The organism is Vibrio sp. 1078-1, assembly GCF_033340475.1.
The window spans coordinates 537,952-562,684 of sequence record NZ_JAWOWM010000001.1 but is presented as its reverse complement, the minus strand read 5'-3'; the positions used below and the strand labels follow the sequence as shown (position 1 = coordinate 562,684).

24 protein-coding genes are annotated in these 24,733 nt (G+C 44.1%); 6 read left to right on the top strand and 18 right to left on the bottom strand.

The features are described from left to right. Positions 1-20 precede the first annotated feature (20 nt). On the bottom strand, positions 21-929 hold the full coding sequence (gene ltnD / locus R7190_RS02510; protein WP_005375356.1) for an L-threonate dehydrogenase: 909 nt from the start codon (positions 927-929) through the stop codon (positions 21-23). A gap of 274 nt (positions 930-1,203) precedes the next feature. Between ltnD and R7190_RS02505 the strand changes: the two genes are divergently transcribed. Continuing rightward, positions 1,204-1,962: a DeoR/GlpR family DNA-binding transcription regulator gene (locus R7190_RS02505; RefSeq protein WP_005375354.1), complete on the top strand. Its 759-nt coding sequence runs from the start codon at positions 1,204-1,206 to the stop codon at positions 1,960-1,962. A 177-nt stretch (positions 1,963-2,139) separates the two neighbouring features. On the opposite strand, the gene R7190_RS02500 is transcribed toward R7190_RS02505, so the two are convergent. The 13 genes from R7190_RS02500 to ppiC form a co-directional block, all read right to left on the bottom strand. Beyond that, positions 2,140-3,894 (bottom strand): ABC transporter permease subunit, encoded by a 1,755-nt coding sequence (locus R7190_RS02500; RefSeq protein ID WP_373921228.1) that lies wholly within the window; start codon positions 3,892-3,894, stop codon positions 2,140-2,142. Positions 3,895-3,898: 4 nt separating this feature from the next. Then, positions 3,899-5,413: an ABC transporter substrate-binding protein gene (locus R7190_RS02495; protein WP_186585157.1), complete on the bottom strand. Its 1,515-nt coding sequence runs from the start codon at positions 5,411-5,413 to the stop codon at positions 3,899-3,901. Further along, the gene (locus R7190_RS02490; protein ID WP_186585155.1) at positions 5,403-6,251 is read right to left on the bottom strand and encodes an ABC transporter ATP-binding protein; all 849 of its coding nucleotides are present in this window, start codon (positions 6,249-6,251) and stop codon (positions 5,403-5,405) included. Before R7190_RS02490 ends, R7190_RS02495 begins: the two co-directional genes overlap by 11 nt. 20 nt (positions 6,252-6,271) lie before the next feature. Then, on the bottom strand, positions 6,272-7,033 hold the full coding sequence (locus R7190_RS02485) for an ATP-binding cassette domain-containing protein (protein ID WP_186585153.1): 762 nt from the start codon (positions 7,031-7,033) through the stop codon (positions 6,272-6,274). A gap of 171 nt (positions 7,034-7,204) precedes the next feature. Beyond that, positions 7,205-8,509, bottom strand: coding sequence for an MATE family efflux transporter (locus tag R7190_RS02480; protein WP_161441156.1), 1,305 nt, complete (start codon positions 8,507-8,509; stop codon positions 7,205-7,207). 434 nt (positions 8,510-8,943) lie between these two features. Beyond that, complete coding sequence (locus R7190_RS02475) at positions 8,944-10,692, bottom strand: ATP-binding protein (RefSeq protein ID WP_025505171.1); 1,749 nt, start codon at positions 10,690-10,692, stop codon at positions 8,944-8,946. Next, on the bottom strand, positions 10,685-11,776 hold the full coding sequence (locus R7190_RS02470) for a dsDNA nuclease domain-containing protein (protein WP_025505174.1): 1,092 nt from the start codon (positions 11,774-11,776) through the stop codon (positions 10,685-10,687). The genes R7190_RS02475 and R7190_RS02470 overlap by 8 nt, the downstream gene beginning before the upstream one ends. A gap of 360 nt (positions 11,777-12,136) precedes the next feature. Continuing rightward, positions 12,137-12,634 carry an RNase H family protein gene (locus R7190_RS02465; protein WP_318137508.1) on the bottom strand — a complete coding sequence of 166 codons (498 nt, stop codon included), beginning with the start codon at positions 12,632-12,634 and terminating at the stop codon, positions 12,137-12,139. Positions 12,635-12,802: 168 nt separating this feature from the next. Further along, complete coding sequence (locus R7190_RS02460) at positions 12,803-13,414, bottom strand: hypothetical protein (protein WP_062854311.1); 612 nt, start codon at positions 13,412-13,414, stop codon at positions 12,803-12,805. A gap of 667 nt (positions 13,415-14,081) precedes the next feature. Beyond that, positions 14,082-14,282 carry a hypothetical protein gene (locus tag R7190_RS02455; RefSeq protein ID WP_005479249.1) on the bottom strand — a complete coding sequence of 67 codons (201 nt, stop codon included), beginning with the start codon at positions 14,280-14,282 and terminating at the stop codon, positions 14,082-14,084. Between the two features lie 147 nt (positions 14,283-14,429). Then, the gene (locus R7190_RS02450; protein ID WP_198556790.1) at positions 14,430-15,074 is read right to left on the bottom strand and encodes a recombinase family protein; all 645 of its coding nucleotides are present in this window, start codon (positions 15,072-15,074) and stop codon (positions 14,430-14,432) included. Positions 15,075-15,346: 272 nt separating this feature from the next. Next, on the bottom strand, positions 15,347-17,074 hold the full coding sequence (locus tag R7190_RS02445) for a recombinase family protein (protein WP_025505472.1): 1,728 nt from the start codon (positions 17,072-17,074) through the stop codon (positions 15,347-15,349). A gap of 62 nt (positions 17,075-17,136) precedes the next feature. After that, positions 17,137-17,481, bottom strand: coding sequence for a peptidylprolyl isomerase PpiC (ppiC, locus tag R7190_RS02440; protein WP_082240195.1), 345 nt, complete (start codon positions 17,479-17,481; stop codon positions 17,137-17,139). A 214-nt stretch (positions 17,482-17,695) separates the two neighbouring features. On the opposite strand from ppiC, the gene R7190_RS02435 reads away from it, so the two are divergent. Next, positions 17,696-18,610, top strand: coding sequence for a chemotaxis protein (locus tag R7190_RS02435; RefSeq protein WP_005385059.1), 915 nt, complete (start codon positions 17,696-17,698; stop codon positions 18,608-18,610). A gap of 80 nt (positions 18,611-18,690) precedes the next feature. Here R7190_RS02435 and R7190_RS02430 read toward each other — a convergent pair whose 3' ends face one another. From R7190_RS02430 to hutW, 4 genes are all read right to left on the bottom strand, one after another. Further along, the gene (locus tag R7190_RS02430; protein WP_186585151.1) at positions 18,691-19,227 is read right to left on the bottom strand and encodes an ATP:cob(I)alamin adenosyltransferase; all 537 of its coding nucleotides are present in this window, start codon (positions 19,225-19,227) and stop codon (positions 18,691-18,693) included. A gap of 97 nt (positions 19,228-19,324) precedes the next feature. After that, a complete protein-coding gene (hutZ, locus tag R7190_RS02425) occupies positions 19,325-19,855 on the bottom strand; it encodes a heme utilization protein HutZ (protein WP_005375331.1) in 531 nt (176 codons plus the stop codon). 56 nt (positions 19,856-19,911) lie between these two features. Next, the gene (hutX, locus tag R7190_RS02420) at positions 19,912-20,415 is read right to left on the bottom strand and encodes a heme utilization cystosolic carrier protein HutX (RefSeq protein WP_186585149.1); all 504 of its coding nucleotides are present in this window, start codon (positions 20,413-20,415) and stop codon (positions 19,912-19,914) included. 32 nt (positions 20,416-20,447) lie between these two features. Further along, a complete protein-coding gene (gene hutW / locus R7190_RS02415; protein WP_186585147.1) occupies positions 20,448-21,818 on the bottom strand; it encodes a heme anaerobic degradation radical SAM methyltransferase ChuW/HutW in 1,371 nt (456 codons plus the stop codon). A gap of 160 nt (positions 21,819-21,978) precedes the next feature. Here hutW and R7190_RS02410 point away from each other — a divergent pair, with 160 nt between their 5' ends. The 4 genes from R7190_RS02410 to R7190_RS02395 are packed head-to-tail and all read left to right on the top strand — an operon-like array spanning position 21,979 to position 24,731. After that, a complete protein-coding gene (locus R7190_RS02410; RefSeq protein WP_064354554.1) occupies positions 21,979-22,725 on the top strand; it encodes an energy transducer TonB in 747 nt (248 codons plus the stop codon). Beyond that, on the top strand, positions 22,725-23,423 hold the full coding sequence (locus R7190_RS02405) for a MotA/TolQ/ExbB proton channel family protein (protein ID WP_186585145.1): 699 nt from the start codon (positions 22,725-22,727) through the stop codon (positions 23,421-23,423). The genes R7190_RS02410 and R7190_RS02405 overlap by 1 nt, the downstream gene beginning before the upstream one ends. Beyond that, a complete protein-coding gene (locus R7190_RS02400; protein ID WP_005375322.1) occupies positions 23,420-23,833 on the top strand; it encodes an ExbD/TolR family protein in 414 nt (137 codons plus the stop codon). Before R7190_RS02405 ends, R7190_RS02400 begins: the two co-directional genes overlap by 4 nt. A 28-nt stretch (positions 23,834-23,861) precedes the next feature. Beyond that, complete coding sequence (locus R7190_RS02395; RefSeq protein WP_005375320.1) at positions 23,862-24,731, top strand: heme/hemin ABC transporter substrate-binding protein; 870 nt, start codon at positions 23,862-23,864, stop codon at positions 24,729-24,731. Positions 24,732-24,733 lie beyond the last annotated feature (2 nt).

Below are 24,733 nucleotides of genomic sequence, written 5' to 3'. Positions count from 1 at the left end.
TTTCTCCGTTTTACGTGCGCTTATTTCTGTTTGTTTTCTACACCTGGAAGCTCAATACCATCAAAAATCTTGATAACGGCACTGTCGTCCTCCTGGCCAAAACCAGCATTGCTTGCACTCAAAAACATGTTTAGTGCTGTGCTTGATAGAGGAAGTGGAAATTTGAGATCTTTTGCTGTGTCCGATACGAGGTTTAAATCTTTCACAAAGATGTCGACCATAGATTTAGGGGAGTAATCACCATCAACCACATGCTTCATGCGGTTCTCAAACATCCAAGAGTTACCCGCTGCATTCGTCACCACGTCGTACATCAGGTCAAGAGGAATGTTTGCACGTGCCGCTAATGCCATTGCTTCAGCACCAGCTGCGATATGAACACCTGCTAGCAATTGGTGGATAATCTTCACAGTTGCGCCTAGGCCAATCGCTTCACCGATGTTGTAGACTTTAGCTGCCGTTGCGTTGAGTACTGGTTCAAGTGCATCAAATGTGCTTTGCGCTCCCGACGCCATAATAGTCATCTCACCTAATTCGGCTTTTGCAGCACCACCAGATACCGGTGCATCAAGCATCACAAGATTGTGTTCTGCCAATTTCGCTTCAATTTGTTTTGCGTCTTCTGCTGAGATGGTTGCTGAAACCATTACTGGCGTATTCGGCTTAAGCGCTGTAGCAAGACCGGTTTTGAACAAGACCGTGTTAACTTGAGCTGCGTTCACAACAAGAACTAGAACCGAATCAAGCTTATCTGCAAACTCAACTGCATTTGTAGAAACAGCTTTTGCACCGAATGAACCTAACTCTTCAAGCGCTTGAGAATTTAAATCGAAACCATAGACATCTAGGCCTGCACGCACACATGACTTTGCGGCGCCCATTCCCATAGAGCCTAAACCGATAACACCTACAGATTGAACTTCACTCATAAAAACAATGCCTTCTGGTCTATTAAACTTTGTTAATTCTTGTTTGGTTGATGTGATTATATGTGAAGATTAATACTAAGACCTCGCTTTGAATCACATTTTTTCACACAAATTAACAATGTCGTGATATATACCTCTTTATGGGCAGAGATATTCCGAGCAGTTAACACAAGCGAAGGCTGTTCTTACAACGTTGAGAACATAATTCACAGATATTCACAACAAATGAAAAGATTGGTAGGATACTGAAAAACAAGAATATAGAAGTGAAACTATGATCCCAGCAGAACGTCAAAGAACCATATTATCCCTGTTATCACATCAAGAAGTGTTAAGCATTTCAGATTTAACCGACCACCTTGGCGTATCACATATGACCATTCGTCGTGATATCGTGAAGCTTGAATCATCAGGTAAAGTCGTTTCTGTTTCTGGTGGAGTGCAACTCGCTCAAGCTCTACATTCCGAACTTTCCCATGATGCGAAGGTCGAGCAACAAGCGGATGAAAAAATTCAAATTGGTAAGCTGGCGGCTACGTTAATTGGTCAAGACGCTACGATTTACTTGGATGCGGGAACAACCTCTCTAGAAATCGCCCATCAAATAGCAAATCGTAATGATCTTTTAGTGATCACCAATGACTTCTCTATTGCTGCTTTCCTTATGACGCACAGTGAATGTGAGCTTTACCACACTGGGGGAAAAATTGACCGCGAGAACCAATCCACCATTGGAGGAAAAGTCGCAGAGTTCTTGAATGGGCTAAATATTGATATCGCCTTTATTTCGACTTCATCTTGGAGCTTGAAAGGCTTATCAACACCTAATGAAAATAAAGTTCTCGTTAAAAAAGCAATCATCAAGGCGGCACAAACCAATTATCTGATCTCAGACTCAACTAAATACGGTCAGATAGCGAGCTTTCATGCATTAGACATCGAGCAATTGGACGGAATTATTACCGATCGAAACCTATCCGAAGTGGTCACTCAAGAATTAACGGATAAAGGATTACGTGTGTATAAAGAGTAACACTACCTAAACATCTGAGTTCGCGTAACTTTTATACTCGTTAATTTATAGGTGCTTCCAATATACATAGACCGTGCTGTGTACTTTCTGGCAGAAAACACATCCTTTTGTTTTCTAAATTACCAAATTACTGATTACATCTGGATATGGAAGCTCACTTCGCTTTATCGCTGCTCGTCACTTGTCATCAAAAATCAAATTCACCGCAATTGCCATCAAAACTAAGCCTGAGATTGGCAGCAAGACACCTAATGGTGAGCGCTCTATGTAAGGCAAGTTTTCCGCAATCAATAAGCCCCACTCAGGTTCTGGCGGCTTAACGCCAAGTCCGATAAAACTCAGAGACGTCAGGCTGAGCGTAATGTATGGCAAACGCAGAAACGCGTGACGAATCAATGGCGGCAGCACATAAGGTAACAAGTAGTAACGGAGTACTCGCCACTGACTGGTTCCCCAAATGGGCGCAAGATGCGTGTAAGGCTGCGCTTTGGCTTCCATCAACAAGCTCGCACAGTGCGCCGCTAATGGTGCCCATGACACCATAACAATCGCAATCAAAGCGCTGTTTGGGTTCATCCCCGTTAGACCAGCAATCAGCAGACCCGCCACAATGTATGGCACACCTTTGGTGATCTCAATTAAGCCTTGGCTATAACGAGTCACGAAGCCGAGCAGCAAACCAATCACCAAACTTAGGAAGGTTGCGATGATGCCCATTTTGATTGTCGACATCATACCGCCGCCAACACGAGCAAGCAGATCTCGACCAACCGCATCGGCACCAAACGGGGCAGCTAAGCTTGGCGATTCAAGGCGGGTAAATTGGATAGTGTAAGGATCGCGCATTAAGGCCCATCCCGCACAACCAATCAGCAAGGCAAAGATTGTCGCACTGACAACACGTTTGGTGGTGCTTTGGGTAAAACGAAACGTGCTGTGACTGCTGATCAACTTGCCACTCGTGACACTGTGCCCGAGTAACCAGCGTTGCAATAAGATGCTCGCACTGCTGATCAACATCGAGAACACCAGCAACACTAACAAACCACCTTGCAGCATCGGCAGATCTTGTGACTTCGCCGCGCCTAAGATCAATCGTCCGATACCCGGAATGGAAAACACTTGCTCCACAGCAACCGCACCGCCGGTTAAACCAATCACCGTCATTGCGATTTGAGGAATCAAGTTACTAACGGCACGCCACAAGGCAAAGCGTAAGATTTGAAACTTACTGACGTTTGCCGATAGCCAAGTGATCACCCAAGGCTCATCTAATACTCGCTTGAGGCTGTCATTGAGCAAGCGCCCGAACAAACCAGCAGCAGGCAATGCCATTGCCAAGCTGGGTAGCCAGAGGTTTTGCACGCCTTGCCAACCATAAGGTGGGAACCAACCTAACCAAATGGAAAATACCATGATCAGCAATGAAGCAATCACGTATTCCGGCAATGAGACCAACATCGAACTGAGCGTGTCATGATGCTTGTCTAAACGATTCTGTTGCCAACGACGCACGGTGTAAAGCACGCTCGCCATGCACATTACAAATGCCATACCTAACGCTGTAAGCATCAGTAATAGTGACGTTTTTGCGGTTTGTTGAACGCTCTCCATGACGGACGCCCCGCTCACCCAAGAGACACCTAAGTCACCTTGCATGGCAAGCGTCAACCAATCCCACAGTCGCTCAGCAGCGCTGCGGTCAAGTTGAAGATCTTCTCGAATTGCTTGCAGAGCTTCTGCCGTCAGCAATTGTTGAGCACCCGCACGAGCACGGAGGATTGATTGGCTTGGGTCGATACCGGCAATATCCGGCATCAAACCCACCAGCACAACCACTACCCCGAGTGACAGGAAGCGCGACAAAAAACGCGTAAACCATTCAGGCATACAAGCGCTCCAACGAGAACGCATGTTGGCAACAGACGACATCGAGTTAGTTCACCTCAGTAAACTGGTCGATCAGGCGACGCTCACGTGGGTCACGTTGTGCATTCTTCACACGATCACTCTCACCTTGGATTACACGCTCGTGAAGCAGTGGAATCACAGCGTATTGTTCAAGGATTTTGCTTTCTGCTTCGATGATCGCTTGTTGGCGTTTCTCACCCAATGGCTGACGATCAGCGTGTTTCAATGCAGCATCTACTTCTTCAGAGCAGAACTGACCCAGGTTGTAAGAACCTTTACAGCTAAAGTCACTTTGCATGTACGCCACTGGGTCACCAGAATCCAGCACTGTTGCACGTGACAACAAGAACGCATCGAACTTACCTGCTAGTGCATCGTTTTCGATTTGTGCGTATTCACGAACGTCTAGCTCAACCACAAAGCCAGCCGCTTCAAGTTGTTGCTTTAGTAGCACCGCCACTTCTGGCAACTCTGCACGGTCGGTAAACGTACCAATGGTGATCTTCTCACCATTCGCGTGGCGCATTTCCATGGTTTCCATACGAGGGTTCGCATCACGAATTGGTTGAGCCCATGCCAATGCTGGACCTAACAGACCTTTCGCTGAATCGGCGTGGTTCTCGTAAACCGTTTTGATGATTTGCTCACGGTTAACCGCTTGAGCTGCTGCTTTACGCAAACCGAACTGGCTAAACACATCTGATTTGTTGTTTAGGTAAAGCGTGTTGGTACGTGGCATTGCAACTTCGTGCAGCTGTGAAGATTCCATCATCGCGATTTGCGAAACAGGAACCGCTTCAACGACATCCGCCTCACCGGTACGTAGTGCCGCAGCACGAGCAAAACCGTTTGGTACGTATTCAGCAAAAATGCGGTCTACTTTTGCTTTTTCACCCCAGTAACCGTCAAAACGCTTCAGTTTTGCGCTGGTTGTCCCGTTGATTTCTGTCAGAACGAATGGACCCGTACCCGCATTGATTGGAACAACACGACCGTTTTCTTGATATGCAGCACCAGAAAGGATCGCTAACTGTGGGCTAGATAGACGGCTTGGCAACAATGGATCGTTAAAGGTCGTTTTGATTTCAACAGTGAAGTCGTCCAATGCGCGAACTTGCCATTCGATACCATCCAAAATACGTGGCTTTGGTGCGGCATCTAATGCTTTTTGTAGAGAGTTCACGACCGCGTTTGCATCAAGCTCAGAACCATCGTGGAATTTCACGCCCTTACGTACCGTAAATTGCCACGTCATCGGGTCAACTTGTTCCCACTCTGTTGCCAGCATAGGCTCTGCTACCGACTGATCGTTTAGGTTTACTAGCGTCTCTGCTGTGCTCCAACGTGACAGTTTGAACGCGTCATCTGAAAGTGGCGACAAACCTGTGCGTGGTGGTTGCATCATGGCGACGCGAATTTCCGTTGCTTGCGGTGCAGCTGCTTTTTCCGCATCTGGCTTGCTTTCGCCAGAGTCAAAACAACCCGTCAGCAGTGCGCTTAAAGCCAGCGACAAAGCTAACTTGGGAGTACTAAGGTGCATAAGAAACCTCTCCAATGTTTTTTGTGAATTCATTACTTTTGTGTTGAGCGCTCATCAAGGCTCTCGTGATCAAGTGCGATGGGTTATTTGTCACGTTTTGTGCCGTGCCGTGCTCGACAACACGTCCTTTGTCTAACACCAGGATTTCATCGCATAGGGTTTGTGCCGCATCGAGGTCATGCGTCACCAAAATCAGGCGCATCTGACGACTCTTTTGAATGCCTGCCAACAAGTCGAGAGTCTGTTTACGACTGACGGGGTCTAAGCTGCTGGTTGGCTCATCGGCAACCAATACACAAGGCTCAACAATCAAAGCTCTGGCGATAGCTACACGTTGGGCTTGCCCAACTGATAATTGCTGCGGGTTACGATCCAGCAATGTGAGATCCAAACCGACATCCGCCAAGACCTTTTCCACCTTCTCGTTGAGCTCTTGCATCAAACCAATGTTGCTTAGCGGCTCCAGTAAGATCTGGCGAACGGTGTAATAAGGATTCAAGCTCGATTGCGGCTCTTGCGGAATCAGTTGAATGTGCTGACACAACTCTTGGCGCTGCTTAGCCGAGCTACGCGATAGCGGATAGCCACACACATACACTTCACCAGATGTGGGTTTACGAAGACCAAACAGAAGTTCAATCAAGGTCGATTTACCCGCACCAGAAGGACCAACAATCGCAATGTTCTTTGTGTCGATGGCAAGATCCAATTGTTCGAGCGCTTTAAACGGTTTGCCCCCTAACCAACTTGGTTTGGAGTAATAGTGAACACTGGCTTGCTCAAAGCGAACTTCCGCCGATTTAGGCTGCGTGTGCCCGCTCAAGTTGTGCTTAGTCAAAATAGGCTCCAGAGATGAGGTTAAGGCAGCAGTTGCGCAAGTTGTTGGCAGAAAGGATGCGAACTTTGCTGAATGGCTTGCCATGGTGCGCCATAAGCCACCATGGTGTTGTCCGCAATCACCAAGACTTTGTCACACGCCAAAGCCGCAGATAGATCGTGCGTGATCAACAAACCACTGATGTTGCGTTGCTGAACACTACTGCGAAACAACTCAAGGATCTCCGCTTCGGTGATTGGATCGAGCGCACTGGTGGGCTCATCCGCGATGATCAAGTTGGCACTACCAAGCAACGCGATCGCAATACAAATACGCTGACGTTGACCACCAGATAGCTGGCTTGGATGCTGCGCTAATGCTGCTTTTGGATCCGCAAATCCAAGTTGAGATAACAAGGTCGTCACCGTGTCTCGGTTTGCTGAAGACAAACGCGTTTTGTTGCCCGTCAATGCCAAACACAGTTGTTGTTCGACAGAGGCCAATGGATTCAGCGCTTTAAGTGCATCTTGGAAAATGACCGCAGGACGCTGCGATTGACTCCGTTGCAGCATGGCAGTTTGTGCGACTTCACTGCTGTTAAGCTGGATACTTCCGTCTACCCAAATATCAGACGGCAAAAAACCTGCGACGGCTTTCGACAACATGGATTTACCAATGCCGGAAGGTCCCATAATGGCAAGAACTTCACCTTGAAACAGCTCAAAAGAAATGTCTTTGAAGAGTGTGCGCTCTGAGTCTGTAAGGCTGAGATTATTAACGGAGAGTATTGGTTGAGAAATCACGGCATAAACTAAATGTAATAATATAACATCACAAATAATATCATGCGGGTTAAAGCAAGGAAACCAGTCGGAAAGGTTATTTCATCACCTTTTTCAGATTTATCAACAAGGGCAGATGGCTCCACCCTTGTTATAAGAACATCTAAATTAGGTCGTTTGTGACAGTGTGAATTAAAGACACTTTTGTTTAACTTGACCGAGGTATCGAAACAAGAAGACAAAGCGCCCAACGTAGAACAAAGTGAATGCCAGCCATAAACCGTGGTTGCCCCAATATTGCACCGCAATCAATTGAGTCACTAAGAACAACACCATGGTTAGAAAGGTAGAGTTACGCACTGGTCGCGTCGTCCCTGTACCGGTAAAGATGCCGTAAAACGTAAGACCAAAACCAGCAACCAACGGGAATGCCAATAACCAAGGGCTCATGTCTAGATACAGTTCAACAAGATTTGGCAAGGTGGTAAACAACATCACCACTTGGTGTTTGAACAGCACTAACAGCAAGGTCAAGACAACAACGAACGCCGCGGTCCATTGCGTGTTTAGCTTAATCACGTTATCAAGCAATGTCGGATTCTTCTGCCCTACCGCTTTACCTGCAAAGACGCTCGACGCGTTCGCTACACCGTCGAACATGTAGCTGACGATAAAGGTCACTTGCATCATGATTGCGTTCGCAGCAAGCACATCAGAACCAAGCTGAGAGCCTACACGCGCCATCATGTTGAAGAACACCAATAGACACACAGTACGAAGCAGCAGATCCATATTGGAAGACGCAATGACTTTGAGATCTTTACGCGTCATTTTTGCGGTCTGAATGTGATCAAACAGCGGGAAGCGACAGGTTTTCAACACCAGCACCGCACCAATAACAAACGTCGAGATTTGCGCGATAAGTGTCGCCACCGCAACACCAGCAATGCCCATATCGAAGTACAACACAAAGACGATATCCAGCACGATGTTCAGCACGTTACCAAACACTTGCGTGAACAAGGTTTCTTTGGCTTTCGCCTGCCCCATCAGCCAACCAATCACGGTGTAGTTCAGCAGTACAAACGGTGCACCAAAGATCATGATATCGAAGTAAATCTTCGCGTTTTCGGCCACGACTGCATCAGGGGAGATAATCAGCTCTGCCCCCATCCAAATCACGGACTGCAACGCAATGAAAATCAAGCCAAGGCAAAGCGAAAGTACGAAAGGACGAAATAAGCTGCTCGCTTGATCTTCTGGGCTATTTTTACCTAATGCGATTGCACTTTGCCCCGTAGTACTTACGCGGAAAAAGCCAAACAACCAATACAAGGTGTTCATGATGACGGTGCCGATCGCCACACCACCAATCATCTCAGCCACACCGAGTTTACCGATCACCGCGGTGTCCACCGCCCCCAACAATGGTTGGGTAACAGTAGAAACAATGAAAGGAAATGCGATTTTAAAATAGTCTTTATGAGTCAGGGACATCTTAAATTATGAACGGGGTTAATTTTTATAAGGTCGCTATCATATGCGAATGGCGCCCGAACATGAACCAAAGTTCGCCAGCAAGGAATAGCATTGATAATTGATACAACCAGCCAACGTATTCTCATACCAAAGCTTGAAATAGGATAACGACTTATGAGAAAAGCCAAGTTAACTGCATATAAATGAGTTTCTAGTTTGGAAAGATTAGCGTTTGGTTGAGCATGGCAGATCAGAATGTATCTGCCATGTCATAACGGTAGTGATTGGTGAAAAGAGACCGTACAGATGATATTTAATGCTTGTGGGTTTCATCTGACAATGTTTAGGTCGATACCAAGCCTTATGTTCTGTAAAGCACCTTAATACTATTGTCCATTCCCAAAATACAAAAAAATTCACCATGTAGGGTGGATATGCTCGAAACCTGACGTCTAGTATGCTTCTGATATTTCTAATGTATCTTCAATCAAATCCAATTCAAGCTCAGTTGGAGCTTCAGATAAAAATGCTCGTTGCTTTTCAGCGTTCCCAATACAGATAAGATTTGCGCTGGAAGAAAAATAAATTTCATTAACTTCTTCTATAAAATGTGTTCTAGAAGTAGGAGCGGGCTGATTGTCCTTAACGTCTGCGACTGCAAAAATTATTTGCTCATCACGTGAGTTCTTAGTGGACAAAAAGTTGAAGATAGTTTCCCGACTAACTTCGTCAATATCTTCTTTAAAGACTGCATCTAAAACAAAAGGTAGCCTGTGCATTTTTTCATTGTCTTTCAATAGCTCCCAAAAAGAAAAGTGATAAGCCATTATTAGTTTGTGTAACTCAACACCTTGCGCTGGAAAAGAATTGATTTCATACACATCACGGTATCTTGGTGACATAGGTATCGTAGCCTGCAATGCTTTAGCATTACTCTTAAATTTCTGCAAAAATAATCGGCTAACGATATTTCTTTCCCGTTCAATATCGCTTTGGTCTATGCCTTTCAGCTCACCTAAAACTAAGTCGAGCTTCCTTTGCACCTTGTTTAGTTTTAAATCGAGCTCTTCTGACAGCCGCCGTATGGATTCATACTCCATCCAAGTATCAAAGGTTATATTAAGCATTTTGAGCTTTTGTAAGACTTTATACTTACCGACTAGCTCCCTTCGACCCTCGGATAGTTTCTTTTCTACAGAATTTATAGTTGACTGAACTGATTTTAATTTCTCATCAACCACAGACCTCTGATGTACAGTATCATTAAGCTCTTGATTATATTTATATAGTGCTTCTACTGTACTTGGTAGAGACTGTTCGCACACGGGACATGAATCCAATTTTGGGCGTTGTTTATTCTGAGCGCTATGAACCTTACGTAAAACACTATTCCTCATGAGCAACGAAGATTTCTTGTTGACTAACTCAATATGTTGCCGCTCAAGCTCAATCAGAGAAGTGTTGATGTTGTTAAAGTCATCAATAAATTCATAAGCACCATTTTCAAATCTCTGAGATATTCTCTTTGATATTTCTAATTCTGGATGCTTTTTGTGATACTCTTCTATAAACTTTATTTCTGATTTATATTCCTTTCTTTTCTCTTCTAGTTGATAGCGTTTGGCTCTATCTGATTGATTAGAAATTCCAAAACAGTAGTCTAAATAGTCCTCTTTAAAGTTCTTATAAAATCGGTAGTTTCCAATTGACTCTCTTAGGTATACCCACCCTACTGACTGAGATATATAAAATGGTAAAAAAGCTGCCTCTAAGGGAGCTAAACTAACATCCCCCTTGCTCTCTAAATGTAAATCGAAGCCTAGAAGATTAGCGAAGAACTCTTTATATTTTCGATATTCATAAGAAGTATTTCCAGAGACGCCATCGAATCGCTTGATAGGTTCGCCTTCAACCTTAACTATTAATGAATCGTTTTTCCTAACAAAAACTACTTCTTTACAGGTTGCATTTACAGACAAGGTTAATGTTAACCTAATAACTACGTCTTCTTTCAAAATGTCAGAAAGGTTATCCTTTGCGTCATTTATCCCCATTGAGTAGTTAATAATTTGGATTAACGTACTCTTTCCTGACGTATTCCGTCCATAAACAATATTAACCCCGTTATTAAATGTGGTATAAAAGCTCTTATCTTTATTTATATTAAATACCAACAAACTATTGTAATTAACTTTAACCACAGATGTCCTCCATCTCTACGTAAGATGCAATAACTGCAAATACAATGATATGCGACTCTAAAGATATTTTATATTCACTTCTTATATATTCAATCAATGAAATAATACCATCACATTCGTTATACTCGTCTTCTACAATATCTTTATGTTCTTTTACAAGCGACTTTACTTTAAGAAGCTCAGAGTTACGTAAAGACTTAAAACCATCAAAGCAATTATCTATATGTTCTTCATAATTCTTTGAATACCTAAACTTTATTTTAAGATTTTTCCCTAACACTTCAGCATACTTTCGCCAAAGATTATAAGCTTTTTTTTGACTAGTTAAGACATCCATTGCATTTTCAATTTGACTTTTTGCAACCCACTTAGCTGAATGACTTAACTCTGGCAAACCATTTTTATTAAACTCTAGTTCTGAGTCAGTAAACAGAGTCATTAAGACATCTAATGCTGCTACATAATCTGAAATTTTATCACCAAACATACTCGTCATTTTCCCTACAAGGTAATCTTTATTGACTTTATGATTGTGATTTAAACTAATATTAGCAAACTCAAGACCATTCATTTCAGAAATATCATTTGGCTCTGCGTTGGAGTTAATTATATCTTCTAGTTTAATCTGTATTTCTTTATCCAACGTCAAAAATCTAATTGGCGTAGTATCTTCCTTTACGCTAATCGACTTCTTTTTTTTCCCAGCTTTACCGTTAGTCAGCTTAATTTCCGCATTAGAAATAAAGCTTAACCTATGACTATAATTTTTAGACTTATTTATACTATTATCTTGGCTAATCCGCTGACCAGTCATTGTTAATTTACATAGGATTTCGGCTAGTTTGTCGTTTGTTCCCCAACTAGAAGACAAGGACTTTTTCTTAGCTTGGTAAGCCTTGACCTCATCCAATTCGTCATTACCATCATAAAACGCGAATAAGAAGTCATCATGATGCTCAAATGCTAGGAAGTACTTCCTTTTACCGAACGAAGGAAAGTCATCCAGCAATAGGCATAACGCTGCGCATTTCTGAAACGAAAACCCACGCCCAGCCTCAACTCCGCCATTAATTCCTTGCCCCACTACACAACCCTCAAAAACACTGGATATTTATACACATATCAGTCACTTAACTCACACTAAGAGTAAATCACCTAACACTTATATTCAACTAGGTACATTGATATCGTATTACTAACATTCGTGAGAGCGTCATACTTGAAAATTGCTTTACTGTTAAAACAATAAATCGACATTAAAGATTATATTTATGCATGGCTACACTTATTTAGTAGATACTGACGCACATTACCCCCCTAACCTTAACCAATGCATGAGCTAGTATTGAATTGATTCGACTTCGACATAAAGCCCTGCGTACTACCTAGCTAGTACAAATTAAAAAGGTAACACCTGACGTCTACCCAAGTGTTACCTTTCATTTTACATTTTACCTTCGGCGGCTTGTCTCGCTAAGCAGTCTGAATGCTCATTACCTTTGATACCAGAGTGACCAGCTACGTGCTCAACGCTAACACGTGGACGAATAGCTTTAAGCTCATCTATCAGCATCCATAAGTCCTGATTAGCGACAGGCTTCTTGCTTGAGTTGCGCCAAGCGTTACGCTTCCAGCTATCAAGCCATTCATTGAAGCCCCGCACACAGTACTGACTGTCACTAAAGACATTGTCCCCCTCACCAGCTACAAGTAAGGCAATGATGAGAGCCAGAAGCTCAGCCCTTTGACTGGTGACACCACCAGCCCTGCGAACGGAGGATGAGTACTCCTGAATGCAATGTCCAAGAGCGTCGTAAACAGCGACACCAACACCCCCTTGAAGACACCCGTGCTGATTGTCTGGTGCTGAACCATCGCAATAGATACTTAGTGGGTGCTGAGCGTTGTGTAATAGATGTATCGTTTGAAGCTGTGTATTCATATTGAGTCCTTAATCGTAAAGCCACACCGAAAGCCCCACATAGCCAACTACACCAACGAAAGACTCGTAGTGACTAGCTGACAGCATGGCTTTGCGGTTAAGCGTTGGGTTTGAAGTGAAGTAGACCTTGTGGTGGCCTATTGTGGGTTGTGGAGATCTGAGGGTTAATCAGGCTGCTTGGAGTGATAGCACTGATGTGGCATGTATCGAGCGTTTAAAGGTAATGCTGTAGTTCGCACCTTCATCACCACCTAAACACACGATATAGCCGTGGTGGTCAAGCCGCTTTAGCGACTCTCGAATAGTACGAGGCTTGAGCCTTAGAGCTTCTTCAAGCGTCGACATCGACACGATAAGATACTTTGCCCCTTTCGGTAGCATTCGTTCAGCAACAGTAAAGACTCGCTTGTCGCTAACACTGAGCCAGTACTGAGACTCACTTTCAGGGATTGTTGTCTCATGACGAGGTATCCCATACATTTGTGCTAACTGAGACGCTACCTTACGGCAAACAGATAAGTACAACGCAATGGTGCGCTTTGAATACGACTCGCGGCTTAGTGCTTTGAGACTGACATTAAGACGCCTTTCAAGACTGTCATAGGTAAGTGTATCGAGCGTCTGAAGCAATCGAAAGATTCGGCTTCTAGACAGCCCTCGACCTACCCCAGACAAACGACAGGCGTTATCAAAGACGGCCATCTGGCGACGACTAAGGTCTGAGTACTCAAGTGCACAAGCAAGCTTAGCTTTCAGCTTTGAGTTGTTTACATACGTCATATCAAGTCCTTTAAAAACAATAAATTACAGAACAATCCTGCAAGACTGCAACATATATAAGAAAGGCATTGAGTAGTTACTTAGGGTTGGGTAGAAAGGACGATGATTGATAGGAAGGCGCAGAGCTTAAAGTCTCTCTAAGAACTACTTTAAGTTAAGCTCTAAGTAAGTGATTGTTATTGTTAATAACTACAATCACATCTTAAAGACAGACTTTAAGTATCCACGCCCTACACCAGCACGTCTTACAAGCTTAAAGCTTCCCTTAAAGATAAAGAGAACTCTTAAGCTTTGCGTCTGGTGCATGTATTGCTCTTTGTCTCTCTGCTTGCCCAAGGCATTAAGACTCACTCTCTATGAAGCCGAGAGGTAACGAGGTGATGGCCTTGAAGCCCACTCAGTGCGTGACTCTGATGTGTGACTTCTTGCTGTGGTTTGGCGGCTACAGTCCGCATTGGGTTTGTTCTTATAGGCAGTCGTAATTACAGGTTATTAACATCCTGTCAGACTCACCGTATCGGGCTGCGCCCTATAGGCAGTCGTAATTCGATTGGCATTGCGTTGAGACTCAAAGAGAGCGTAAAGGCAGGGGAGGAGAGCGTTGATACCTCGATGGTTTGACCCAACTAAGACAGACAAGGGCAGGCGTTGCACCCGCCCAAGTGACCTAGATAAGCTCGGCGTTAACCTCCGCCATGTAAGGCGCTAAGACATTCTCAATGCCATTTGTAGCGTCCTCAAAGACACCAAGCTCTACTAACGCTTTAACATGCCCCCACACCTCTTGGTGAAGCTGCGAGTCTTGCGTTGTAAGCAGCGTTTGAGTATCAAGATGATTAGAGGCTTTAATAGTTAAGACGTCGTTCATATCAATGCTCCTTTGTGCTTAAGGTGAGCTAAAGATACCGAAACTCAACTTGGTTGTGTTATGTGTAGTCACTAGTGAGTGCAATAACTTGAATATGGTCACGCAAGAGCTTGCTAAGTGAGTACTTATTGTTCAAACAGCCGACACTTAGAACACGGTGCCAGCTTCAACCGCCTTCTTCTTCACTCTCTGTACGGTACTTGCATTACAGCCAAGCTCCTGAGCGACACCACGGATAGACTTTCCCTCAAGTAACAACTCAATGATACGCTGATGCTGCTTGGTATTAGCTTTGCGTCCTTGGAACTTCTCAGCCCACTTCGCAGGGTTAGCTTTAAGCGCTTGTCTTCCAGCCTCAGCCGACGCTAAGCGATTCTTACGCTCTGCCGCAGCCATAGCCGTGAGCATGGTAATCTGGATGTCAGTGACCATGTTCTGCATTTCATCATCTTTGCTTGAGTATGAGAACGTCAGACCTTGGTTGATAGTCTTAATGCACACACCCCTGTCGAGAAGCTCACGTATAGTCGATTCAGCGTCTCGATAGTCACGCCCTAAACGGTCAACCCACCATACGACTAGAGTATCTCCTTTACGTAGCTTACCAAGAAGAACCGATAGCCCTGCCCTCTCTTTAGCTGGCACAGTACCCGACACTTTCTCTGTCGTAATCTCCGCATCAGGGTAGAGCTTTGAGATGTCACTCAATTGGCTATCTACGTTCTGCTCCTTAGTCGACACACGGACATAAGCAAAGACCATTGAGTTGCTGTCATTGGATTGAGTTGTCATTGTCATACCTCGAACGAGTGCTTTAGGTTACTGTATGCTTAACTTGCTATATGCATATCGACAAGTCAACACCTAAAGCATACAAAAATAACACCCTTAGAGTGTATGCATTTGGGCATAACCTAATACACATTCTAGGCATTATTGCTATTGCTAGTGAAGCGAGCGAAACTGCGTTTTCGTTTGTCTTCATGACACGGGGTATGGGGGGGTAGAGCGCATTCTTGAAACATATGAACACGCTCAAAATTTTTACCTAAATTAGTTCGGGGTCAGGAACTAGCTACCCAGCCTTCATCATCCCATAGGTCAACCGTCTGCCCTCCTAAATTGATTAACCTCTGAGACACGTGTTGGCTATTTAGCTGCTGTGTCGGTGAGCATTCAATGACAGTGAAGTCATCGCCTTCCCAAGAAATTGAAAGCCCATAGTCTTTTAAAACCTCAATCCTTAGCTCAAGTCCATCTCGACGCTTGATAATTATTAGTCCATGGTAATCATTGCCCGAAACTTCCATGAACTCTTTTGAGCGGGGGTTTGAGATGGAACCAAGAGTGATAGTATCAATCAAGCGACGCAATAACCCATTAGCCTTATGCCGCGAGTCGTCGTCATTGGCAATGTCTTCAAGCACTCTCTGAAGCTCTTCTACTTTATCTAGTGCTGTCGACTTCTCATAATGTACAGCTTCCAAGCGATGTTCTGCTTGCTCTTGTATCGCTTTTAGCCGAGCAATATCGTCCTCAAGTGTTTGTAGTCTTGCCTCAAGTAACTTACTTGGCTTATCCAGCAGGTAGTTAATAGCATTCTCTGCCTGACGTTCCTTTTCCTTTAGTTCTTCACTGATTCGTGCCAAATAGTGCTGACACTCTCTCAGAGAAACAGCATGGTCTTCTTCACTGAATGAACTCAATGAATGACGAAGAGCAATTAGCAAGATGCGCTCTGTCTTCTCGTAGTGCCAGTTCTTAGCCTGACAACCCGTAGTCTTCAACTGAGAACATCTTAAGAAACGATACGTTCTTCCTTTCACTGTTGAAGAGTTTATGGCTAAACCACTGCCACATTCACACTTAAGAAGACCTCGAAAAAGGTTTGCCATACCGCGCTCGACGACTCTTCCCTTAGCAGTTGTCTTACTCGACTTAATCTGTTGGCAAGTCGCCCATAGCCCTCTATCAATAATTGCAGGGTAATAGTCCTCGACAGGGTCACCATCAGCGACATCCCTTCCATCAATGCGTTTTAGTAGTTGAATTTCACCAATAACACCTCGGTGTTTGAGAAGTGAGCGGATATGTCTATACGACCATGTAGATGATTTCCCCCAGTAAGGGATGCCAAGCTCATTGAGTTTTAGCGCTATGGGCTTTGTACTAAAACCTTGGCTGTACCATGTAAATATCTTACGAACTATCTCTGCCCTTTCGTTATTGACTAAGAAACAAGACTTGTCGTCACTTACAGTAAGCCACTCGGGGCATTTACGCGTTACGATTATCCCCTTACGTATAAGCTCTTTGTTCTTCTTCTTTGCAGCACGCACACGCAGAGATTTTATCTCACTTTCTTCATGTGCTCGCTGAGCGGTCATAAGCCACATCATTAGGTCGAGCATTACGCTGTCAGAGTTTGTAGTGTAGAGCTTACTGTCAGACAATGTGAATATACTCACGCCGACTTCCAATAGCTCCAGCATTAAACGTAATGACTTATCGACTTGTTGACGAGACAGCCTATCTACAGACTCAACTATTAACACTGAGTTGGGTCTGATAGCCCCTTTCTTCGCAAGGTCGATAAACTGAGAAAGTGCACCTGTGGTAGCGTTAGCACCTTTCCAAGCACTAACACCGAGGTCATTGAAGGTTTGGTCTGAAAGCTGCCATCCGTGTTGGCAACATACTTTTTCGATTGCTTCGCGTTGGCGAGTGAATCCGTGTCCTTTAATTTGCTTTTCCGTCGATAAACGTGTGTAACTGTACGCTATCTTGGTCATTTCTTATACCCTAATTATTAGTAACCCCTTGTTGCTATTAGCGTTGGGGATTTTACCAAAGTTTAGGGAATACGATAAAGCACCTTTACAACATGCCAACCGAACTTGGTTTTAACTAGATGCGGCGTTAACACTTCGCCAGAAAAGCACACTTTGTCGAATTGAGGTACCATTTGACCACGGCGGAATTCACCAAGGTCACCACCGCGTTTGCCTGACGGGCAAGTTGAATACTTCTTCGCTAATGTCTGAAACTTTGCGCCTTTTTTCAGTTGCTTGATTATGTCTTCCGCTTGCTCTTTGTGCTTCACAAGAATATGTAATGCGGCTGCTGTATTTGCCATTGATCTATCTCTCACTATTCTGGTCGCGCAAGTGTACCCAATCCTTTTTAACAGACCAAACATTTCTTAATAGTAGCTCAGTGGCAAAGGCCAAAATGCACGTGGAATATAAAATCGTCTATATAATGAGTTTAAAATACAAACAAGTTTTGCTCAGTTAATCACTATTCTCTAAAAGATTGCCTAAAAAGCTCACATTTGTCTCTCCGATGGTTGAAGCCTTCGTCTGATAAGATTAGATTAGACACAATTCGGTGGTATTTATAAGGTTATTTTCATGGCAAAAGTCGTTAGCAAAGCGAATCAGTCTCAGGGCATGTTGATGTTTAAGCTCACCCTGCAACAGAGTTTCGCTATCGGTACGCTAAAAGTCCGTGAAATCGTCCCATACATGCCAACGACGAAGATCCCTTACTCGCATCATCATGTCATTGGAACCGTTACGATACGTAACTTAACAGTACCAGTGATCGATATGTCAGCGGCTGTTGGCTTTCGTCCTATAAGTGAAGAAGAATATAAAAGCTGCTACTTGATCGTGACAGATTGCTTGCGAACCGTGGTAGCTTTTATGGTTCGTAGTATAGAGAAGATCATTGAGTGCGATTGGAAAGCTATTGAAACGCCACCTCCGAGCGCTGGAAAAAATATTTTCGTGACTGGAATTACTCGCTACGAGGATAAAACTGTTCAAATGCTGGATGTGGAACTGCTACTTTCCAAAATTTATCCGCAGTACGAGAATTCAAAGATCCCAATGCTGACAGATATTGAGCGAGAACGCCTAAAAGCACTCAGTATTCTATTGGTGGATGACTCTTCCATCGCTCGTAAACAGCTGTGTGACGCACTCGATAGCATCAATATTGGGTATCAAATCTGTAAAAATGGTTTAGATGCATTGGAACTGATGAAAAGTGACGCTGCGGCTCATCGCCCAATTGATATTCTGGTCAGCGATATTGAAATGCCCGGATTAGACGGTTATGAGTTAGCATTTGAAGTTCAGAATAATTCCTCTCTGAACCATTCATACCGCATTTTACACACATCGTTATCGAGCGAAATCTGTGTAGACAGAGCTCACCAAGTTGGCGCGCATGAGGCACTTGAGAAATTCAATGCAGGAGAACTAATCGAAGCGATGCTTCGAGGAGCAAAAGAGCTAGAAGCCAAAGCTATGACTTCTTAACTCTTATTGGGCGACTTGATTTGAGAATATAATGCAGTGCTTGTCCTATCCCTGATGCTCACATCCGCTAATTTCTCAGCTCACTTCTTTGGCATCGCGTAACTACGAGAAACGAATTCCGTCTCTTTGACTTGATGAGTATGATTAATATAAGAAGCTAGGCTGTAAAGTACATTCGCTAATAAGTTCGCGTAACGAAACAAAATAGGTGCGGGCTGCTTCTTACCTGTATGTTCAACGGCAACTAATGCTCGTACCGTTTTTTTAGCTTGGCAACGGCACAAATGCAATTGACTGGCTGCCGAGTGCCCTCCGGGTAGAACAAAGCCTTTGAAGCCGCCATCAATACGTTGCTTGAGCAAAGCATAATCGGCCTTTAACTCTTCAACTTCCGTCTCTGTAATCGCTAATTTTCCGCGAACCGAACCATTTAGATGATAAACATTAGGCTGCATTCTTGTCAGTATATCGCGGCTAAACTCGTCCAACTCCATAGCGAGAACAAGGCCAATACGACTACAAAGTTCATCTGCTGTAATTTCAAAGTCACAAACCGGACTGTCCTCGTAAATAAACGGATAGCAAATCTCGCTCAATTCCTTGCTTACAGGTTTCATGCTTTTGTTCCAATATAAAAAAGGGAGTCAGTATAACCTAACTCCCTTTAAACGTTCATTATGCCAAATGATCGACATTCATATGATCGGTTTACAATCAGGCACTTTCGACTTTCTTGTGACCTTCTTGAAGGTGAACAAAATCGACTAAATCATCACCAGACACTTGATACGCCTGACCAAAACCTTTAACAAATAGCCCCGATTCTGGCTTTAAGTTGAACAAAACGAAATCCTCTAGCTGGCTTAGACCATCAATAATCTCACCAAAACGCTCTTTCATTTGTCCAACAACTTGTTGCCACATCTCTGTGTCTCGCTCAACTACATTTGCTACCGCATCAAAAGTTAAGCGCTTACGAGCAAACAACTGCTTTGAAGACTCTTCATCTTCGATCATCATCAATGAAACATTTGGATTTTCTAAAAGGTTACGGGCATGACGAGCGATTTTAGAAATGAGAACGAAATAACCTTCCTGGTTTTGAACATAAGGCGCGTAGCTTACATTCGGGCGACCTTCTGCATCGACAGTTGCAAGCTGAAGTGTACGGCGCTCCTGACGAAACTCTTTGATCTCTGGCCCTAAACGACCTTGCAAACGCTCTTGTTTAACTTGTTGATCCATATTGATACCTGACTTTACTAATTAGTATTCGAGTTAAGCCTCGATTATGTTTGTGATTACTTTTTTAATTCGGCTTGTAGGGCGCGAAATGCGGTGACTTGATCTTCAATCAACTCGCGCTTTTCGTTACGGCCTAAATAAACCTTGAAAATATTGCTTCCGCACTCTGAGAAAAAACCAAAATAGTGACTCTCTCTACCCATAAACGGTTTACTGACTAATGCGACATTTTTAACGTTATCTAATTTAAGGTGGCCGTGCAGTTCACCTTCTCTACCCATTAAATTGTAATAGCCACGCGCCACTTTTCCTTTTGGAAACGGCGCTTTAACTTCAAAGATAGAACCAAAAGAGTGGACGATGGTCGTCACCGGGCCAAAACCAACCAAACTTTCTAAGATGCTTTGCGCTTGCTCTCCTGGTGCAATAGCCACCATTTCCTGAGGTAGAGCCGCAACAACCTCAAACTCGGAAATGCCAAGACGCTCTGCCATCGCAGCTGGCAATAATTGTGGTTCTTGCTCTAGTAATACTTCAACTTGTTGCTTGATTGATTCCATTGTGTCTTCCGTTTTTGTTCAATTTGTTTTCATTAATTATTGGATGCTTTCGGTACGGTTTCGTTCATCTCTGACGTGAGTACCTGAATACAACTTTGAGCCAATGACACAGCCCAGAAGCTGCCTGCAAGAGTAAGGACTGCGCTACGTTCATGTAGTTGTACTAAGCCTTTCGCTTGCCACACTTTAAATAGAGGCAATAAAAACCCGAACGCGTCCTCTCCCATAAATGATGGAAGTTGATTTGCTTGAACAATGCCACGGTCAAACGCAGATTTGAGTGCAGAAAAAAGTGGTTCTAGAGGGCTTTGCTTCATCATCATCGCGATGGTGCTTTGACCTTCTTTGACCGCTTTAATATAGGTCTCTAGTGTGCGGTGTTGCATCATCCCGTAGCCACCGATATTACCTCCAGCACCACAGCCAATTGGCAATACCTCTGCATAAGTCTTGGCTAAACTATTGTATAAACTACGCTCGCGGTTATCGATTGCCCAATGGTTCACACTCAGTTGCTTCATATGGTGTTTGGCCATAAAGTTCACACCGAGCTCATACATTCCCGCTTTTTCTGGTGTGGTCGCAGGTGGCGGGATTTTTCCCTTTTCTACGAGGTTGAGCATGGGAGCTGACCCGCCAACCACTAACTGATACAAATCCAGTCCGTGTGCGCCAGTCGAGAGGAAATCATTTAAATCTTGCTCTAACACTTCTTTGGTTTGATAAGGTAAGCCATAGAGTAAATCGATAATGACCGGAATTTTGTCTTCTTTGGCGATCTCGCTCACTCGTTTGAGGACATCTTCCCTATCATCTAAACGTTTTGCGCTGCGGCGCACTTGTGTATTAAAACTTTGCACACCAAAAGAGAAACGATTAAACCCACCCTCTAAAGCGCCTTGATACAACTCATCAGAAAAACGATTGATGCGACCTTCTAAGGTGATTTCGCAGTCTGCAGCCAAAGGAAAGTGGTCTCGGATAGCCTGGCCTAACACACGAACCTGTACTGGAGATAGATCCGTTGGCGTTCCGCCCCCGATATATACGGCGTGAAAAATACCATTTTGTGTCCAAGGTAATGCCGCTTTCTCTCTAAGCTCCTGCATTAATGTTTCAAAGTACTCATCAACCAGTGTGCGACTTGCAGCATTTTGAAAGAAATTACAAAAAGTGCAACGAACGCGACAAAACGGAACATGAATATAAAGACAGCGTTTATTGGTCGCTTTAATTGAGTTAGCCGTAATACTCGAAAAAATCGCCTGTTGTTGAGACGAGGGCACAGGTACGCTCGCTCCCCCGGCATGTGCAGAATGCTTCTTAACAAAAGCAAATCGCAATGGATCAGGACTATCACTGCCCAACACTGATTCATCAAGCTTATCGATATCGACGCTCATATATACTCGCTTAACTCCCATCATGTAAGGGATGGAAGCTGATCTTGAAAATTCTGCAAGAATCATAATTTGAGCGTAATGATAATGCAATTGATAATTGATCTTATTTCCATTGTAAGTAATAATCTGCCCAAGTTTTCATAGTTTCCCGAGATATTCCGTGAACGTACAAAGATATGTCATTGCAGGAGGTGCTTCCCTTGCCATCCATGCCGCACTTCTTTTTGTTTCTCAAGAGACAAAGGTGTTCGCGATGCCGGCTGGAAACCCAGCAAGTTCGGTAAGTCTAAATCTTGTGTCTGCTCCTCCAGCTGTCGAAAAATCTACACCAGAAAATGTAGCACCACCAAAAGAGCAGCAGCCTCAAGACCAACCTGAACCAGAAAAGAAGATTGTAAAAAAACAGGTCGTCAAGAAAGACGCTGTTAAGAAGAAGGTAGTAGAGAAAAAACCTGAACCGGTTAAACAATCTAAACCTAAAGCGGTCGAGCCCACCAAAACCGTAACAAAGCAAAAGGTTCAGCCCGAAGCGAAACCAAAGAAAAAAACGGAACCGGTGAAGAAAGAGACGGTAGCTCAACAATCCGCACCTGCGAGCCAATCCAAAGGGGCAACGTCTCAGCCTGTCTTGGTCGACAAACCAACGTTTGTGAGTCAACCAACACAACCCCGTTACCCAAGGTCTGCACAAAGACGCGGTATTGAAGGTGTAGCCTTGTATGAGATATGGCTAGATGAGAATGGTAACCAGATTAAACAGGTTTTGATTGAGTCTTCCGGCACAGAGTCGCTAGATGCCTCAGCACTTCGTGCGATCAAACAGTGGCAATTTACACCACATATTTCAGGTGGGCTAAAAGTCGCTCACCGAGTACAAGTACCTGTTCGTTTTAAGTTGGATGGATAATGGAACAACTACAAGAATTACAAACTCAATTTGGGCTGATGACATGGCCTTTGATCATTTGCTCAGCTCTAACCGTGATGATCATCGCCGAGCGATTATTCCATGTGTTAATTAGCCTTGGTGTAGGAAAGCGAGCCATTCGCCAAAAGCTCACAGGATTAGACCGAACAAATGGGAGCGAGCTTGAAGCACTTGCTGAAGAGTTGTCGAATAAGCGGCCGCTTCTGTACCGTGGTGTTGCGATGTTGCTTGCTCATCATTCTTTCTCGAAATCTTTAAGAGAAGATGCCGCAGGTATTTGGCTGCAAGAAAAACGCCATCAGCTGCATTCCGGCCTTCGTTTGCTGACGCTGATTGGTGTCATCAGTCCTTTAATTGGCTTGCTTGGTACGGTACTTGGCTTAATTGACATGTTTAAAGGCATCGCGGTTTCAACGGGGAATATCACTCCGAATGATTTGGCTGACGGCCTAGGTCTTGCTATGCGCACCACTGCCGCGGGTCTCATTATCGCACTTCCTGCCATTTCAGGAGCGCAGATCATTGGTTTGTGGGCGGATCGTGTAATCGCCAAGCTTGAGCACACTTTAAACTACGTCAACTTATGGCTTGAAGGTATCTCGTTACAGCATGTCTCGCCAGACCACTCAAAAGTAACACTTCGCTCTTCTGAGAAGATTGAGGCTGCAACTCAATGATTAAAACACCACAAGAAAATAGTCGTAACGGTTTAACCCCCGATTTAACACCGCTGTTAGACATTATTTTTATCGTCATGGTTTTCCTGATGTTAACCGCAGCGGTCAAACTCGATTCATTAGACGTCAATTTACCGAGCACAGAATCTCAGGCTGTTGCAGATGTCGATAAGCAATCCATCACGGTAAATATTCTTAAAGACGAGCCTTACTGGGCTATTAACGGCAAGACATACATCGATTGGGACAACTTTACCCTCGCGCTGTTAGAAGAGAGTAAATCAAGCGATAAACCAATTGTAATTGGAGCAGAAAAAACCGCGAATATTCAGTCGCTAGTACAACTTCTCGGCTTTTTACAAGAAAACGGAATTCAAGCTACTCAGTTACTCACTGAAGAGCCATCATAAAAATAAGTAAGATAGAGATCCTTTCAAAATGAAGAACACACGCATCACTATTCATGCTGTTGTCACGGCAGCTATTTCCCTACTTGCGAGTAGTCAACTTTTTGCCAATGAAACGCCATCCTCAGAGCGCGTTGTTAGCGCAGGCAGCGCCGTCACTGAACTCTTGCTTGAACTCGACGCTAAAGATAGCTTGGTTGCTATCGACGTCACCAGTCAATTACCAAAAGGAATGGAACTGCCTAAAGTGGGCTACCATCGTCGTCTTTCAGCGGAGGGGTTGCTCGCCTTACGTCCGACAAAAGTCATTGGTTCTGATGAGATGGGGCCGAAAACAACATTGAGCCAATTGAAATCGGCTGGCGTAGATGTAGAAATCGTTAATACTGATGCAAATGTCGAGGGCCTTTATCAACGTATTGATCAAATTGCGAACCTTATGGATCGCAAAGCTCAAGCTGAAAGCTTAAAGCAAGATGTCCAGGCGCAAGTACAAGCACTCAATGCAAACCAGCCTGATCAAGCAAAGAAAAAGAAAGTGCTCTTTCTGCTGATCCATGAAGGGCGACCTGCAAATGTGGCGGGCTCACAAACGACACCCGATGCAATTATTCAACTCGCCGGCGGACAAAACCCAGCCGCTACACAACTCTCGTCTTACAAGCCTCTATCCACAGAAGCGATGGTAGAGATGCAGCCTGACGTGATTCTTGTTAGTGGTCGCAGCTATGAAACGTTGGGTGGTGCCGATGCAATTTTAAAAGCAATGCCGCTTCTTGCTGCAACACCCGCTGGAAAGAACAAAGACATCATAACGATTGATGGTCATGCTCTGGTAGGTGGTTTGGGCCTTAAAAGCCTTGCAGAAGCTAAACGCTTGAATGCACTGCTTTACCCATAGAG

Excerpts from the sequence above, each read along its gene's own strand:
- R7190_RS02445 (WP_025505472.1), bottom strand. The coding sequence starts at position 17,074 with ATGACCAAGATAGCGTACAGTTACACACGTTTATCGACGGAAAAGCAA.
- R7190_RS02435 (WP_005385059.1), top strand. The coding sequence starts at position 17,696 with ATGGCAAAAGTCGTTAGCAAAGCGAATCAGTCTCAGGGCATGTTGATG.
- R7190_RS02395 (WP_005375320.1), top strand. The coding sequence starts at position 23,862 with ATGAAGAACACACGCATCACTATTCATGCTGTTGTCACGGCAGCTATT.
- hutZ (WP_005375331.1), bottom strand. The coding sequence starts at position 19,855 with ATGGATCAACAAGTTAAACAAGAGCGTTTGCAAGGTCGTTTAGGGCCA.
- R7190_RS02465 (WP_318137508.1), bottom strand. The coding sequence starts at position 12,634 with ATGAATACACAGCTTCAAACGATACATCTATTACACAACGCTCAGCAC.
- hutW (WP_186585147.1), bottom strand. The coding sequence starts at position 21,818 with ATGAGCGTCGATATCGATAAGCTTGATGAATCAGTGTTGGGCAGTGAT.
- R7190_RS02460 (WP_062854311.1), bottom strand. The coding sequence starts at position 13,414 with ATGACGTATGTAAACAACTCAAAGCTGAAAGCTAAGCTTGCTTGTGCA.
- R7190_RS02495 (WP_186585157.1), bottom strand. The coding sequence starts at position 5,413 with ATGCACCTTAGTACTCCCAAGTTAGCTTTGTCGCTGGCTTTAAGCGCA.
- R7190_RS02405 (WP_186585145.1), top strand. The coding sequence starts at position 22,725 with ATGGAACAACTACAAGAATTACAAACTCAATTTGGGCTGATGACATGG.
- R7190_RS02505 (WP_005375354.1), top strand. The coding sequence starts at position 1,204 with ATGATCCCAGCAGAACGTCAAAGAACCATATTATCCCTGTTATCACAT.
- R7190_RS02480 (WP_161441156.1), bottom strand. The coding sequence starts at position 8,509 with ATGTCCCTGACTCATAAAGACTATTTTAAAATCGCATTTCCTTTCATT.
- R7190_RS02400 (WP_005375322.1), top strand. The coding sequence starts at position 23,420 with ATGATTAAAACACCACAAGAAAATAGTCGTAACGGTTTAACCCCCGAT.
- R7190_RS02430 (WP_186585151.1), bottom strand. The coding sequence starts at position 19,227 with ATGAAACCTGTAAGCAAGGAATTGAGCGAGATTTGCTATCCGTTTATT.
- ppiC (WP_082240195.1), bottom strand. The coding sequence starts at position 17,481 with ATGTTTGGTCTGTTAAAAAGGATTGGGTACACTTGCGCGACCAGAATA.
- ltnD (WP_005375356.1), bottom strand. The coding sequence starts at position 929 with ATGAGTGAAGTTCAATCTGTAGGTGTTATCGGTTTAGGCTCTATGGGA.
- R7190_RS02500 (WP_373921228.1), bottom strand. The coding sequence starts at position 3,894 with ATGTCGTCTGTTGCCAACATGCGTTCTCGTTGGAGCGCTTGTATGCCT.
- R7190_RS02455 (WP_005479249.1), bottom strand. The coding sequence starts at position 14,282 with ATGAACGACGTCTTAACTATTAAAGCCTCTAATCATCTTGATACTCAA.
- R7190_RS02450 (WP_198556790.1), bottom strand. The coding sequence starts at position 15,074 with ATGACAACTCAATCCAATGACAGCAACTCAATGGTCTTTGCTTATGTC.
- hutX (WP_186585149.1), bottom strand. The coding sequence starts at position 20,415 with ATGGAATCAATCAAGCAACAAGTTGAAGTATTACTAGAGCAAGAACCA.